General features: G+C 67.2%; 12 protein-coding genes and 1 pseudogene. 4 read left to right on the top strand and 9 right to left on the bottom strand.

What is annotated here, in order from left to right:
* The first annotated feature begins 258 nt into the window (after positions 1–258).
* Positions 259–624, top strand: coding sequence for a gas vesicle protein GvpJ (gene gvpJ, locus ROP_RS15845; protein WP_012690411.1), 366 nt, complete (start codon positions 259–261; stop codon positions 622–624).
* Positions 625–759: 135 nt separating this feature from the next.
* On the opposite strand, the gene ROP_RS15840 is transcribed toward gvpJ, so the two are convergent.
* The 4 genes from ROP_RS15840 to ROP_RS15825 all read right to left on the bottom strand — a co-directional run bounded on the left by ROP_RS15840 (position 760) and on the right by ROP_RS15825 (position 4,875).
* On the bottom strand, positions 760–1,638 hold the full coding sequence (locus tag ROP_RS15840) for a hypothetical protein (RefSeq protein WP_012690410.1): 879 nt from the start codon (positions 1,636–1,638) through the stop codon (positions 760–762).
* A gap of 231 nt (positions 1,639–1,869) precedes the next feature.
* Positions 1,870–2,289 (bottom strand): ester cyclase, encoded by a 420-nt coding sequence (locus ROP_RS15835; RefSeq protein ID WP_012690409.1) that lies wholly within the window; start codon positions 2,287–2,289, stop codon positions 1,870–1,872.
* Positions 2,276–3,886 (bottom strand): amidohydrolase, encoded by a 1,611-nt coding sequence (locus ROP_RS15830; protein WP_063721449.1) that lies wholly within the window; start codon positions 3,884–3,886, stop codon positions 2,276–2,278. Before ROP_RS15830 ends, ROP_RS15835 begins: the two co-directional genes overlap by 14 nt.
* A gap of 149 nt (positions 3,887–4,035) precedes the next feature.
* Complete coding sequence (locus tag ROP_RS15825; protein ID WP_012690407.1) at positions 4,036–4,875, bottom strand: SDR family NAD(P)-dependent oxidoreductase; 840 nt, start codon at positions 4,873–4,875, stop codon at positions 4,036–4,038.
* Between the two features lie 248 nt (positions 4,876–5,123).
* On the opposite strand from ROP_RS15825, the gene ROP_RS15820 reads away from it, so the two are divergent.
* Positions 5,124–5,714, top strand: a complete 591-nt coding sequence (locus ROP_RS15820) for a TetR/AcrR family transcriptional regulator (RefSeq protein WP_012690406.1) — start codon at positions 5,124–5,126, stop codon at positions 5,712–5,714.
* 3 nt (positions 5,715–5,717) lie between these two features.
* Here ROP_RS15820 and ROP_RS15815 read toward each other — a convergent pair whose 3' ends face one another.
* The 5 genes and pseudogenes from ROP_RS15815 to ROP_RS15795 form a co-directional block, all read right to left on the bottom strand.
* Positions 5,718–6,026, bottom strand: coding sequence for a hypothetical protein (locus ROP_RS15815; RefSeq protein WP_012690405.1), 309 nt, complete (start codon positions 6,024–6,026; stop codon positions 5,718–5,720).
* Positions 6,027–6,029: 3 nt separating this feature from the next.
* Positions 6,030–7,361, bottom strand: a complete 1,332-nt coding sequence (locus ROP_RS15810) for a flavin monoamine oxidase family protein (RefSeq protein ID WP_080512487.1) — start codon at positions 7,359–7,361, stop codon at positions 6,030–6,032.
* A gap of 34 nt (positions 7,362–7,395) precedes the next feature.
* Positions 7,396–8,865, bottom strand: coding sequence for an APC family permease (locus ROP_RS15805; RefSeq protein ID WP_012690403.1), 1,470 nt, complete (start codon positions 8,863–8,865; stop codon positions 7,396–7,398).
* A 63-nt stretch (positions 8,866–8,928) separates the two neighbouring features.
* On the bottom strand, positions 8,929–9,801 hold the full coding sequence (locus ROP_RS15800) for a MoaF C-terminal domain-containing protein (RefSeq protein ID WP_012690402.1): 873 nt from the start codon (positions 9,799–9,801) through the stop codon (positions 8,929–8,931).
* A gap of 60 nt (positions 9,802–9,861) precedes the next feature.
* Positions 9,862–11,078: pseudogene (locus ROP_RS15795) on the bottom strand (aldehyde dehydrogenase family protein).
* A gap of 343 nt (positions 11,079–11,421) precedes the next feature.
* Here ROP_RS15795 and ROP_RS15790 point away from each other — a divergent pair.
* On the top strand, positions 11,422–12,045 hold the full coding sequence (locus tag ROP_RS15790; RefSeq protein WP_012690400.1) for a TetR/AcrR family transcriptional regulator: 624 nt from the start codon (positions 11,422–11,424) through the stop codon (positions 12,043–12,045).
* A 553-nt stretch (positions 12,046–12,598) separates the two neighbouring features.
* A complete protein-coding gene (locus tag ROP_RS15785; protein ID WP_012690399.1) occupies positions 12,599–13,213 on the top strand; it encodes a hypothetical protein in 615 nt (204 codons plus the stop codon).
* Positions 13,214–13,218: the final 5 nt, after the last annotated feature.

Here is a 13,218-nt window from a genome sequence, read left to right as displayed (position 1 = left end):
ACGGGGCGGGTTACGCCGGTTTCCTGCCAAGCCTGTGACCCTGCCGCGAGATTTCGCGCTCACACTCGCCGATGGACGGCGCGGGAGGAGCCGACAGGTTGGATCGATTCTCGGCGCGTGCCCGCACCGAATCATCCAGTCCCTTTCAGTTTCTTTGGCGGATTGAATTTCCGTCGTTTCGGGTAGTCCGCTAGCTGGAACGGAGTCCGCCCACGCGGAGTTCCGGCGACGGGCGGTAGAGAAGCGAGGAGCACCGCGATGACTACAGCAGGTGGCCCGAGCTCGAGCAGCTTGGCCGACGTCATCGACACCATTCTGGACAAAGGTCTGGTCATCGACGCCTATGTGCGGGTCTCGCTGGTCGGTATCGAACTGCTCACCATCGACGCCCGCGTGGTGGTCGCCAGCGTCGACACCTATCTTCGGTTCGCGGAGGCGGCGAACCGGCTCGCGATCGGCAGCGAACCGAAGGGTCTGACCGACCTCGTCTCCGACGTCAAGGGCAGCGGCAGCACGAAGTCCAAGACCAAGGGCATCCTCGAGGGGGTGGGAGAGACGCTCGGTGAGCTGCTCGGCGGATCGGATAGCGAACGTGAACCTGCACCCCGGCGCCGGCGAAAATGAACTCCGAGGACGACCACGGCGGCGACGGAACGGGCTGGGCGCGCCCTGTGGCCGATCGAGCGTCGCCGTCCCGGGGTGGTCGCGAGTGTCGTTACGCTGCCCGCGGCGCGCAGGTGGCGGTGCCTCGGCTGTGTCTTACTCGGCCATCTGAGGGACCGTGGCCGCGGGGTTGTGGACAGTGGTTCTGCGGGGTTGTGCCGCCAGAATAAGTGTCAGCGACAGGAGCAGCCCGGCGACGCTGACTGCGATCAGTGTCCCGTAGCCTCCGGTGTTTTCGATGAGGCGTCCGCCGATGAATGGGCCGAGTGCGAATCCGCCGCCGATGGCGATGTTCGCGAGGTTCACCAGCCGCCCGGACCGGTCCAGCCCGGAGAGGGTGGACATGATGTAGGGGAGGATGAAGGTCCAGGTGAACTTGAACAGCAGCGCGGCTACGGTGAATCGGAGGAGGCCGGGTAGTCCTGTCAGCAGGGCGACGGACAGGGTCATCGCCAGGTAGCCGACGAGGACGGTGATTCGGGTGTTCGGTCGCGATCCCAGGACGGTGGCGACGGCGGAGCCGGCGATGCCGAGGACGGTGGCGATCGACAAGATCACGCTCGAGGTTTCGGTGTCGATCATCGACGCGCCGGCGATACCGCCGATGAAGGTCCAGATTCCGCTGAGGCTGACGTAGAAGGCGAGCACCGCGATCAGGCCCAGGGCGGCTCGGAGGACGTAGTTCGGTGTGGGTCCGGTGTGTTCGTCACTGCTGTGCTCGGCGATCGTGTTGCGTTGCGGCAGGAAGCGGACGAGGGGGAGCACGGCGATCATGAGTGCGGCGAGAACCCAGTACACGATGCCGATCCCGAAGGTGCCGAAGAAGTTCGGGAGGACGGCCAGCCCGATCGCGCCGAAGGGGAGTTGCCCCATCACCCACAGTCCGTAGACGCGGTTGCGGTCCGTGGTCTGGGCGGCGAGGGACATGCACAGGACCATCAGTGATCCCCCCGCGAGGGAGGTGAGGAAGCGCACGGCGAGCAGTGTGCCACGGCGGGTGCCATGAGAAGGAGCGTGCCGACCACGGATGAGAAGAGGACGATGAGGGCCACTCGTCCGGTGGAGTTGGGGTCGGTGCTGTCGAATGGGACGCGTCGACCGTCCAGGGCCTGGGGCATCAGTTGTTCCTTTGTGAAAGGGAAGTCGGGTAGTTCCCCAGGACCCGGGATGTGGTGTGGGGAAAGGGAATCGAATGGGTTCCCGGCGTCAGCGGAGCCCGAGCTGGGTGAGGACGGTGAGTTGGTCCCAGTAGCGTCGGGTCGAGATGATTCGGCCGTTTTCGACTCGGTGGAGGTCGCAGAAGGGAACTGACAGAGTGAGTCCGGTGGGATCGATGGCGCCGTCGGGGGAGGGCATGGGGCCGGTGTGCGTGCCGACGGCGATGAATTCGGCGACGACGACGCCGTTCCCGCCGCCGAACGTCAGCTTCTCGCAACGTCCGTCGGGGAACGGGCCGTCCCAGTGTCGATAGTTGTCGGCCATGCCGAGGTGTCCGGCGTGGATCTCCCCGGTGGGCAGATTCGTCCAGGTTGCGTCCGGGGCGAAGGATGCGACCCACTCGTCGATGTCTCTGCGGTTCCAGGCGTTGTACAGGGCGTGGACGATGTCGATGTCAGAATTGGTCATGGTGGTCCTTCTCCGTTGTGCTGGCAGGGTTGTCGGATTCGAAAACGGTGCGTCCTTCGAAGATGGTGCGCAGCACCTGTGTGTCCCCGATCTGCTCGGTGGGGATCTCGAAGATGTTGCGGTCGAGCACGATCAGGTCCGCGGCCTTTCCGGTGGCGATCGTGCCCTGCATCCGGTCGCGGCCGACGACCCTCGCGCCGCCGACGGTCAGCAGCTGCACGGCGGTGGGCAGGTCGACGGACTCGTGCCCGTGTTGCAGCATGCCCTGAAGGGCCGGGAACAGATTGGGGTTCGGGGTGATGATCCAGTCGGAGCCGATCGTCATCGTGGCACCCGCATCGAGGATCCTTCGGAACTTGAAGGCCTCCCCGTGCCCGGGGAGATCGAGATGCCAGATTGCGGGCGACATCTCGGCCACGAGGTTGAGCTGGCCGAACCGCTTGTAGTCGTCGTCGTGGATGAACGGGCAGTGCGCAATTTCGTGCGCCGGGCCGTGCGGGCCGTTGGATCGGCGGACGGCCTCGAATGCGTCGAGTGCGGCGCGCACGGAACCTTCGTCGGCGCAGTGGATTTTCACCGACAGTCCGGCAGCGTCGAACCGGCTCAGGACCTCGATGAGCTGATCTTCGGCGACGAGGATGTTCGTGGCGTCGATGTTGCCGTGGGTGTCGAGGTCGGCCTGGGTCATGTGCGGCGGCAAGGGCGATCCGTCGAGCCAGATCTTGATGCGCCCGGTGTCGAGGTGCTCGCTGGCGAGGGACTCGCGCTCGGCGATGGTGCGGTCGAGTTCGGCGGTGGTGGCCATCCCGAAGCCCTCCTCCCGCCAGACCAGGTGGGCGGCGACATGCAGGTTCAGGGCGCCGGCCCGGTCGAGGTCCCGGTAGGCGGCCAAGGCCTGCGGGGACGCGGAGGCCTCCTGGACCGAGGTGATGCCGTACCGGTGGCACACCGAGGCGGCCCAGGCGACGGCGTCGCGGTAGACCTCGGCGCGGTAGTCGGGCATGGCGCGCATCACGGGCCAGCGTGCCGTCTCGACGAGTTCTCCGGTCAGCTCGTTCGTACCGGGCCGCCGGATCAACCGGCCGCCGGGCGGGTCGATCGAATCGTCGGACAGTCCGGCGATTTCGAGTGCCTTCGAGTTCACCAGGGCGTGATGAATGGTGTAGTCGTAGAGGAACACCGGCTGGTCGGGGAAGGCGTCGTCGAGGAAGGCGCGGTCCAATTCGCCTTCGGTGAATGCGGCGGGGAGGAATTCTCCGCCGACGATCCAGGGTTCGATACCGTCCTCGACCAGTTCGGCGCACCGGCAGTGGTGAAGGTCGTGCACGATCTCGGCCTGGGTGCCGCCCGATGGCAGGCGTGCCTCGTAGCGAAACTTCAGCCCACTGAACAGCAGGTGGGTGTGGGCATCGTGCAGCCCGGGCATCGCCATCCGGCCGCCGAGGTCGACGAACTCGGTCCCGTCCGGTGCGGCGGCGCGGACCTCGGCGTCGGTGCCGACGACCGTGAAGGTGCCGTTGTCGATCAGCACGGCCTCCGACCAGGGGATGGCCGGGTCGACGGTGTAGATGCGGCCATTGAGCAACGCGGTGGACATCGATTCTTCCTTCACTCGTGGAGTAGGGAGGTTGGATTGGCCTGCTCGAGGGCAGAATTGGAGCAAGGGATGAAGTCGAGGGTTCCCAACGTCCCCTGCCCTTCCCGCCGTAGATCCATAGGTATTCCTCGCCGGTGAATCGAGGGTGGTCAGGTCCGGTCCGCGGTGAGCGAGAACCGCGGATCGAAGGCGACGGTGCCCACATCGACCGCGCTGTGTCCGCCGTCGACCGGCAGTACCGCGGCGTTGACGTACGACGCCGCCGGGGAGAGCAGCCAGGCAACGGTGGCGGCCACTTCCGCGGATCGCGCCGGACGGGTCAGCGGGACGAAAGCCGAGGCGAGGGAGTACGCCTGCTCCGTGTCCAGGCCACGCTCGCCGCCGAGTTCGGCCATTTCCTCGTCGGCCATTTCCGTGCGGGTCCAGCCGGGGCACACCACGTTTGCCCGGACCCCTTGTGGTCCGTAGTCGATGGCGACGGACTGCAGCAGCATGGTCAGGCCCGCCTTGGTGGCGTTGTAGCCGCAGCTGCCGCCCGAGGCGCGCAGTGCACTGACCGAGGACACCCCGACCACCGCACCCCGGGATTCGATCAGGTGCGGAAGCGCCAGACGCAGCAGCCGGTAGGGCGCGGTGAGGTTCGTCTCGACCATGGCCGACCAGTCGGACTCGGACAACTCGGCCACCGGACCGGGCCGGACGATGCCGGCGTTGAGTACCACCCCGTCGAGGCGGCCGAAGCGGTCAACGGTGTCGTCGACCAAGGTCCGCACGGCGTCGGCGTCGGTGGTGTCGGCGATCATCGGATGGGCTCCGGAGATCTCGGCTACGCGCTCGAGGGCGTGCGCGCGGCGTCCGCAGATGACGACCGTCCACCCGGCGGCGGTCAGCGCCTGCGCGGTGGCCGCACCGATGCCACTGCCACCACCGGTGACGAGGGCGACGGCGCCACCCGTGTCGCGGGGACGGGACGCGCGATTGTCGGACATGGTGGGTGCCTTCCATGCAGTGGGAGCAGATGTGGAGTCGTCGGCGGAGTGATTCGCGATCGGGAACATCCGGTGCTGCCGTCCGGGACGGTGCCGGCGGGAGTACCGGCTCGTCGGCCGCTCCACCGAAATATCCAGTTGGATAGATGTGACCGGTGGCACAAATATGCCCGACCCTGTACAACTAGTCAAGTGGATAGATGTCGCGTGGCCGTGAGTGCAAACCGCCCAGTTGAGACCGAGGAGACATGACCGCTGTCGACCCCACCCCGACGGGAAGTTCGCCGAGGTATGGCGAGGGCCGTCGCGCGCTTCTGGCCGCCGCGGTCCACGTCGTTGCCGGCCAGGGCTTACGAAATCTGACGTACCGGGCCGTGGCCCGGGAGGCGAAGGTGACCCACGGTCTGGTCGCACACCATTTCGGCACCCGCGACGCCCTGCTCGAGGCCGCGCTGGAGTTCTCGGTGGAGAACAGTGTGGCCTCGATCAGCACCCGTCCGGGCACCGGTGACATCGACGCGATCTTTGCCGGCCTGATCCAGATGGTCGAGGAGAATCCGGACGACCAAGCGTTCCAGTACGAGCTGATCCTCGAATCACGGCGCCGCCCGGAATTGCGCCCGCACGTCGAAGCGCTCTACCGCACCTACCGAGGCGCCCTCCGCGAGGAACTGGCTTCCGGTGGAATCGACTGCGACGAGTCGATGGCACACGCGTTCATCGCGGCGGCGGACGGGCTGATCTTCCAGCAGCTCACCCTCGGCCAGTCCGACTTCAACCAGGCCGCCCTCGTGCACCTGCGCCGATTCCTGACAACACTGGCCGGGTCTGTGAGCTGATGATCAGAGGGGGCTGACCGCGCCGGCGGGCATGTGGGTGGCTTCGATGTCGAGGTTGTCGAGCAGTTCGACCATCGCCAGGAATTTCGGCAGGTTTGCCGCGTCGGCGTTGGCGGTCTTGGCAGCCTCCTCCGTTTCGTAGATCCACACGTCCACCCACCTACCGTCGGCGCGGCGCGAGCACATCGGCACCGACCACAACTTCGGGTGTGCCGCCTTGACCTCCTTGATCGCGTCCTGGCGGCGTGCGAGGAAGGTGTCGACGTCGGAGTCGGCGAGGGTGAAACGGACGATCTCTGCGCAGTAGGACATGGGTCAGTTCTCGCTTTCGAGTTCGGTGATGATCTGGCGGGCGGTCTGCATGCCGGATTCGATGGCGCCGTCGATGAAGCCGGCCCACCCGCGGGCGTAGTCGCTGCCGGCGAACCGGGTGCGCCGGGTGGTGTCGCGGGCCGCGTGGGCGACGGCGTCGAGCTGATTCGGGGCCAGCATCGGCCACGTCTCGCCGGAGAGGGGATCGGCGGTCCAGTCGTGGGAATCGACGGCGACGACCTCGAGATCGGGGCGCCACTTCCGCAGTTCGGCCTCCACGGCGCGGGGATCGTCGAGGTCGATCAGACCGGAGCGGGGGCCGAACGCGACGATCAGGCTGTCCCCGTCGAGCGGGTACTCGTACTGGACGAAGTTCAGCACCGCGTTGCTGTCGGCGAGGGCGGCGAACCTGCCGACGTCACCTTTGACCCGGATCCAGACCTTCACGCCGCTCGACGCCTGCCCCTCGGCGGCGAGCGCGGACAGACCGTGACCGAGGGCAGGGGTGACCGCGATGGTGCCCAGGATGTTCAACGGGACCGTGAGGATCACCCGTCGGCCGTGGAGGGACGTGCCGTCGCTGCAGGTGACGGTGACGCCGTCGGCGGTTTCGTCGATCCCGGTGACGGTGGTGTTCAACCGGATATCAGCGGTCGGGGCGTCGGCGGTGATGGCGTCGAGCAACGATTGGGTGCCGCCGGCGAGTTTGTAGGTGGCACACGCCTCGAACATCAGCTTCCAGTCGCCGCCGGAGAGCGCGCACCAGCGCAGTGCCTGGGTGTACGCGGCGCGGGTTGGGTCGCCGCTGAAGTTCACGGCCCACATGCCGTCGAGCAGTGCCCGCTGCTGTGGGTCGAGGTCCTGTTCGGTGATCTTCTCGGCCACGCTGATCTGATCGAGGGATTTGATCTCGTCGGACAGTGGGAAGTAGTCGTACGGTTGCGGCAGGACCCGCCGGGCGTCGGCAAGCACCGCGGTCATCGAGGCGTCGAGCAGGTCGATCATCGCGTCTGCGGTGCCGGTGTGGACTTCGTCGCCGGCCCGCCAGTAGGCGGTGTCGAGTTCGGGGCTCGCGACCAAATCCAGTCCGTAGCGGGTGATCTCGGCCCATACGTGTGGCTGGATCCAGTGCACCCAGGTGCCGCCCAGGTCCAGTTCGCGGCCGAGGGCGGTGTCGCGGGTCCAGGTGCGTCCGCCGAGCCGGTCGCGGGCCTCGAGGATGGTGGCGCCGATGCCGCGCCGGGTGAGTTCGCGGGCGGCGGTGATTCCGGCGAAGCCGCCGCCGACGATGATGACATCGGTGTCGTGGTGCATGTCGATCTCCTGAGAAGGCATGGACGTGATTGGAGAGCCGTCGGTGGCGCGGACGTCAGACCAATTGGGCTTGGAAGTTGATGCCGGGACGGATTGAAGCCCAGGTGAATCCGAGCGCTGCGCAGAGTGGGATCAGCAGCAGCAACCAGCGGGCCACTCCTCCCTGGCCGCCGAGGAGGACGTCGTAGTTGGCGACGGCGAGGTAGGCGACCACACCGAATCCCAGCAGGGCAAGTGCGGGTGCGATTCGGGTCGTCCAGATATTCGACTCGACGCGGGTCTTGGCGAAGAACACGATGATCGACGCCGAGGTGAGGGTGAGGATCGCGATCAGTGAGACGGTGCCGAGGGAGAGCAGCCAGCTGAAGGTGACCGTGATCGGGTCTGCCCCCGCCAGGGTGAAGCCGGCCAGGATGACCGCGAGGGCGAGGCCGACCGTCAGGGCCGCGGTGGCCGGGGTTCCGGTCTTCGGGTTCGCGGATCCGAGCCGGTGCGGGAGTACGTTCGCGCGTCCGAGCGCAAACAGGTAGCGGGCGAACATGTTCTGGAATCCGATGAGCATGGCGATGAAGCTGGTGACCACGAGGATTTCCATGGTCGTGGCCAGCCAGGTCCCCACCTCCTGTTCGGCGATGGTGAACACGAACCCGGCGGGGTCGGCGGTGGCCGCCTCCTGCACGGCGGCGGCGCCGACGGAGTTGCCGAGCGCCCAGGTGGTCAGGGCGTAGAAGAGTCCGATGAACGCGATCGAGTAGTACACCGCCCGCGGGATGGTGCGGTGCGGGTCCTTCGCCTCCTCGGAGAAGACGACGGTCGCCTCGAACCCGGTGAAACACGTGATGCAGAACAGGAACGCGATTCCCAGACCGGGGCCCACCAGCGCGGACGGGTCGAACGCGGCCGGCGAGTTCCCGGATATTCCACCCGAGACGATGATGACCACATCCAAGACGACGAATGCGGCGATCTCGAGGAACACCAGGAAGCCCAGGACCTTGAGGCTGAAGTCGACGCCGCGCACCGTGAGCGCGGTGACCAGGACCAGGCCTGCGAACATCCACAGCGGACTGGGGAGGTCGAGGCCGAGCTTGCCGGCGGCGAGGTCGTGGGCGAACACCGAGAACTGGGACCACAGCGCCGCCTGCAGGGCCGTGTAGGTCAGGATCGCCAACCCCGCGGCTGCGGTGGCGAGGCGGGCGCCGAACCCCTGCGCGATGTAGGCGACGAAGCCTCCGGCGTTGGTGATGTGACGACTCATCGCCACATACCCGACCGAGAACACCGCGAACAGCAGTGCGGCGAGGAGGTAGGTGGCCGGTGCTGCAACCCCGTTGGCGGAGAACACGATCGGGGAGGCGCCGACGAGGGCGGCCATCGGGGCGACAGTGGCGACGACGAAGAAGACGATGGCGCCCACGCCCAGCCGGCCCGCCCGCAGGCCGGACCGCGGCGAGCCGCCGGGGTGATCATCGGCGGGCTGTGGAGGGAGGTGGGATTGGGCCGGGTGGGGTGGGGTGGTCGACATGGGAATTCTCCACTTCGTGGTGATCGAGCGTGGCGGCGCAGTGATGCACCGGGTGGGTACCGACTACGCGGACACCTGTCCGTCGAGCAGGTCGGCGGCCGGGCCGGTCGGAGCCGGGCATGCGTCATCGACGGTGGGGGTGCGTTCGAATTCCTGGGCGTAGGAACCCATGGTGATGTTGACCAGATCGCCGGTGGGCTGGTCGATGCCGAACTGGATGCCGACGGTGCGGTAGGCGTTCAGATCGATCAGAACCATGCCCTCGACGCCGACGTTCTTCTCCAACCAGGAGAACAGGTAGGTGTTCGCGCGTAGCTTCCAGTAGGTGCAGCTGTCCGTGTCGCCGACGCCGAGTTCGGCGCCGCCGAGGCACAGCCAGGTGAACAGGTTTTCGTTGAGATAGACGTGGTCGTAGACGTCGTCGTGGCTGTAGGCGTACCGGATTCGGCGACCGATCAGCTCGTCGGTGACCGGGTGGGCCCCGGCCGCGGTGGCGTCGGTGCCGTCGATCTGGCCCTGAAACCACCGCTGCCGGGCCCGGTGCGGGGCGGGCTCGAGTCCGAGGGCGCCGAGTGCGCCGGTGACCTGGCCGCTGGTGAGATCGAGGGCGGCGCTGACCACCACCGGGTGGGTCTCGGCGTTGCGGCGGTAGTGCAGGTAGAACAGGCCGGGCTGCATCTCGAACAGTTCGTACGCTTCGGTCCCGGACCGGGTCCCGGCTGCGTCGTCGAGCGTCCAATGCAGCTCGTCGCCCTGGAAGGTCTGGGTGAGGGTGAACTGTTCGGCGGTGTCGACATAGTGGCCGACGGTGGTGAGGGCTCGGCCGTCGAGGGCGCGGCTGTAGGCGGGCCGGTATTCGTCGAAGCCGTCGGCCATTTCGCTCATGGATGCCCAGTCGTCCTTGTTCCAACTGAAGGCGGGTGCGGAAGTGGTCATGGTGTCGGTGTTCCTTGTAGATCGGGGAGCAGAGGTCATGGCGTAGGGGGAGTGTGTGGTTCAGGCGAGATTGACCCACACGCCCTTGGTTTCGGTGAATTCGTCGATGGCATCGGAGCTCATCTCACGGCCCCAGCCGCTGGCACCGAACCCGCCCCACGGGGCTGCCGGGTCGAGGAAGGGGAGCATGTTCACGAAGACCGAAGATCTCCTCCTTGGCGATGGCCATCTGGTCGGTGACCCCGGAGAAGACAGTGGGGGCGAAGAAGTTACCGGCGGCCAGCGCACCTCCGGGCCGGGATCCACCGGTGACCAGTTGTGCGCCTTCGGCTTTCCCCGCCTGTACGAGGCGTTCGACGTGCGCGACGTGCTCTGCGGAGGCGAGCGGACCGATGACCGTGTCGGGGGACAGGCCCGGACCGATCGGCAGCGCGGCGGCAGCAGCGGCGATCTTGTCGGCGAACTCGTAGACCCGCTTGGTGTCGACGAAGAACCGGGTGTAGGCGGCGCAGACCTGCCCGCTGTTGAGCAGTGCACCTTGCAGGTTGCCGGCGACGGCGGCATCGATGTCGGCGTCCCGGGCGATCACGCTCGGGGCCTTGCCTCCCAGTTCGAGGGTCACGCGTTTGAGGTTCGAGGACGCGGCCACGACGATCTTGCGGCCGACCTCGGTGGAGCCGGTGAACGAGATCTTGTTGATCTCCGGGTGTGCGCTCAGCGCGGCACCGGCCTCGGGGCCGCCGGTCAGGCAGTTCACCACCCCTGGTGGGATGCCGGCTTCGACGCACAGCCGGGCCAGCGCCACGGTGGTGAGCGGGGTCTGCTCCGCGGGCTTGAGGATGACGGTGTTCCCGCAGGCCAGCGCCGGGGCCAGCTTCCAGGCGGCGATCATCAGCGGGAAGTTCCACGGCGTGATCAGCGCACACACCCCGATCGGTTCGCGGCGGGTGTAGTGCATCGTGTTCGGGATCGAGACCGCGGAGGTGTGGCCCTCGATCTTGGTGCACCAGCCGGCGTAGTACCGGAACACCTCGGCGGCCATCGACAGGCTCACCGTCTTCGCGACCCCCAGCCGCTGACCCTGATCCCGGGTTTCCAGTTCGGCGAGTTCGTTGGCGTGCAGGTCGATCAGATCCGCGACCTTCCACAGCAGACGCGCCCGCGCCGGCGACCACGCCGAGCACCTCACCGGTCGCCGGATCGTGTGTCTTGAATTCGGCGCCGGATGCGGCGTCGATCCAGCGGCCGCCGATCAGCAGCCGTTCACGAAACTCCATCGAACATCTCCCTCGCACGGGTTGACCGCCTCCGAGTCCGTGACACCGACCCCACTGTTTGCGCAGATCGAAGCGGTATCGAGAGCCCGGAGGGATATCCCTCGTCCTGTGACTCGGATCGACCCGCGCGGCGATGCGCCCGAGTCGATCGCGACAACTATCCGGGTGGACAGTTGTGACTGACAGCACAAAGAATGCATGAAATGAGGAAACTGGTCAAGTGGTCAGCGAGAATCAACTGTGAGTGATCCAAGGCGCCCGGGTGGGTCACTCTGGGGACCCGGCGATCGACACGTGGAGTCGGAGTCCGCCGCAGCGAAGCCGGGCAGCGCAGAGGGGAATCATGCCGAAGACCACTTCCGGGACGGAGGGCGCCCGTTCGTCGCCCCGGTACGGCGAAGGACGCGCGGCCCTTCTGGCCGCGGCGGTGCACGTGGTGGCCGAGCAGGGGCTCCGGAACCTGACGTACCGGGCCGTGGCGCGCGAAGCAGGGGTGGCACACGGGTTGGTGGCTCACCATTTCGGCACCCGCGACGCGCTACTCGAAGCGGCACTCCAGTTCTCCCTGGACAACAGTGTCACGTCCATCAGCACCCGGCCCGGAAGCGGCGACCTCGACGCGATCTTCGACGGCCTGGTGGCGATGGTCGAGGCCAACCCGGACGATCAGGCCTTCCAGTTCGAACTGATCCTCGAATCCCGACGCCGTCCGGAATTGCGCCCGTACGTCGAATCGATCTACCAGGCCTACGTCGATGCCCTCCAGGCCGAACTCGACTGCGCAGGCATCGACCCCGATCCGGCTCTGAGCCACCTGATCTACACCGCCGCCGACGGCCTGGTATTCCACCAGATCACGATCGGCAGCCCCGAGCTGACCGAAAGATCACTCGCGTACTTGCGGACGCTTCTGCAGCAGCACAGATCCCAGCGCACGGCGGCCCCCTCGGTCACGCTTCCGGACTAGAGCCGATCGGGTAGGCCTCGCGGTCGGGCTGTGTGATGGAACCGCAGCGACGGTCGGCTCCGGGACCGCGAGAGGCTCAGGACGGCCCGGCTTCGGGGGCCGCGCGCGGCCGAGGAGGGCGGGCGAACACTCGGCCTCGGTCCGTGCGCGGCGGGGCGCTTCGCTGCGGCCAAGGGGTTCGAAGGCCGGAGCGGAACTCGCCGCCGCGGTCGGTGTTACGCCGCGGGCAGCGTAGTTTGCGGGTACCCGGATCAGGCCGGGTTACGCCGGTTTCTCGCCGAGCCCTTGACCCTGCTGTGAGGGTCGGCCCGGGTGACCCGGCGGCGAGGCGTAGGAATGTCGTCGGAGCGATGGCATCGCCACGTGGATCCGAGCAGGTGGCCCGATCTCGCACGGCCGGGCCGACGTCGTCGACACCATTCCGGGCAAGGGCTCGATTGAGCATCGCCGACCTGGGGTAGTCGGCGGAATGCGCCCGCACCGCGCAGGATCCGATCGCAGACCGCCGCCGGCGCCGAGGTGCACCACTTTCACTCGACAAAGGGGTTGGGCGATGACAAGCAAGGGTCAGATGGCGTTGGCCGTCGGTGCGGGATACATGCTGGGCCGCACGAAGAAGATGAAGTTGGCGTTGATGCTGGCCGCCGGCGGGGCGTCCAGACAATTTCCCTCCGGCGGGTCGTTGGGTCTTCTCAACGAGGGCCGCAAATTGCTCGCGGACTCCCCCGAGGTCGCCAAGCTCGGCAAGACGGTCCGCCACGAGCTGCTGAACGCGGCGAAGACCGCCGCGGTGACCGCGGCCAGTCAGCGCATCGACTCGCTCAACACCCGGCTGCAGTCGGACGGCGAAGACCCCGACGACAGCGAGACCGCAGGAGGAAAGAGATCCAAGCGGCATCGCGACGCGGAACCTGAAGACGACTACGAGGACGCCGAGGTCGAGTGGGAGGAATCGGACGAGGGCAAGGAACCGGACGAGGACACCGAGGAGAAGCCCCGGGCCAGGAAGCGCCCCGCCGCACGCCGCCGGTCCTCGAACAGCGGCACATCCCGGCCCCGCCGGTCCCGGTCAAACGCCAACGACGATGACGACGAACTCGCCCGGGCCCGCAGGACGCGCGCGGAGGCCAGCACCGATTCCACCCCCGTACGACGCACCGGGAAGTGATCAGC

Origin of the sequence: Rhodococcus opacus B4, assembly GCF_000010805.1 — a bacterium.
Classification (GTDB): Bacteria; Actinomycetota; Actinomycetes; order Mycobacteriales; family Mycobacteriaceae; genus Rhodococcus_F; species Rhodococcus_F opacus_C.
Note: the sequence above shows the minus strand (reverse complement) of the source record. Positions and strands in the feature narration are given on the sequence as shown.

What these genes read in the sequence shown, in the direction of transcription:
- gvpJ (WP_012690411.1), top strand. Translation starts at nt 259, where the DNA reads ATGACTACAGCAGGTGGCCCGAGCTCGAGCAGCTTGGCCGACGTCATC.
- ROP_RS15835 (WP_012690409.1), bottom strand. Translation starts at nt 2,289, where the DNA reads ATGACCAATTCTGACATCGACATCGTCCACGCCCTGTACAACGCCTGG.
- ROP_RS15830 (WP_063721449.1), bottom strand. Translation starts at nt 3,886, where the DNA reads ATGTCCACCGCGTTGCTCAATGGCCGCATCTACACCGTCGACCCGGCC.
- ROP_RS15825 (WP_012690407.1), bottom strand. Translation starts at nt 4,875, where the DNA reads ATGTCCGACAATCGCGCGTCCCGTCCCCGCGACACGGGTGGCGCCGTC.
- ROP_RS15820 (WP_012690406.1), top strand. Translation starts at nt 5,124, where the DNA reads ATGACCGCTGTCGACCCCACCCCGACGGGAAGTTCGCCGAGGTATGGC.
- ROP_RS15815 (WP_012690405.1), bottom strand. Translation starts at nt 6,026, where the DNA reads ATGTCCTACTGCGCAGAGATCGTCCGTTTCACCCTCGCCGACTCCGAC.
- ROP_RS15810 (WP_080512487.1), bottom strand. Translation starts at nt 7,361, where the DNA reads ATGCCTTCTCAGGAGATCGACATGCACCACGACACCGATGTCATCATC.
- ROP_RS15805 (WP_012690403.1), bottom strand. Translation starts at nt 8,865, where the DNA reads ATGTCGACCACCCCACCCCACCCGGCCCAATCCCACCTCCCTCCACAG.
- ROP_RS15800 (WP_012690402.1), bottom strand. Translation starts at nt 9,801, where the DNA reads ATGACCACTTCCGCACCCGCCTTCAGTTGGAACAAGGACGACTGGGCA.
- ROP_RS15790 (WP_012690400.1), top strand. Translation starts at nt 11,422, where the DNA reads ATGCCGAAGACCACTTCCGGGACGGAGGGCGCCCGTTCGTCGCCCCGG.
- ROP_RS15785 (WP_012690399.1), top strand. Translation starts at nt 12,599, where the DNA reads ATGACAAGCAAGGGTCAGATGGCGTTGGCCGTCGGTGCGGGATACATG.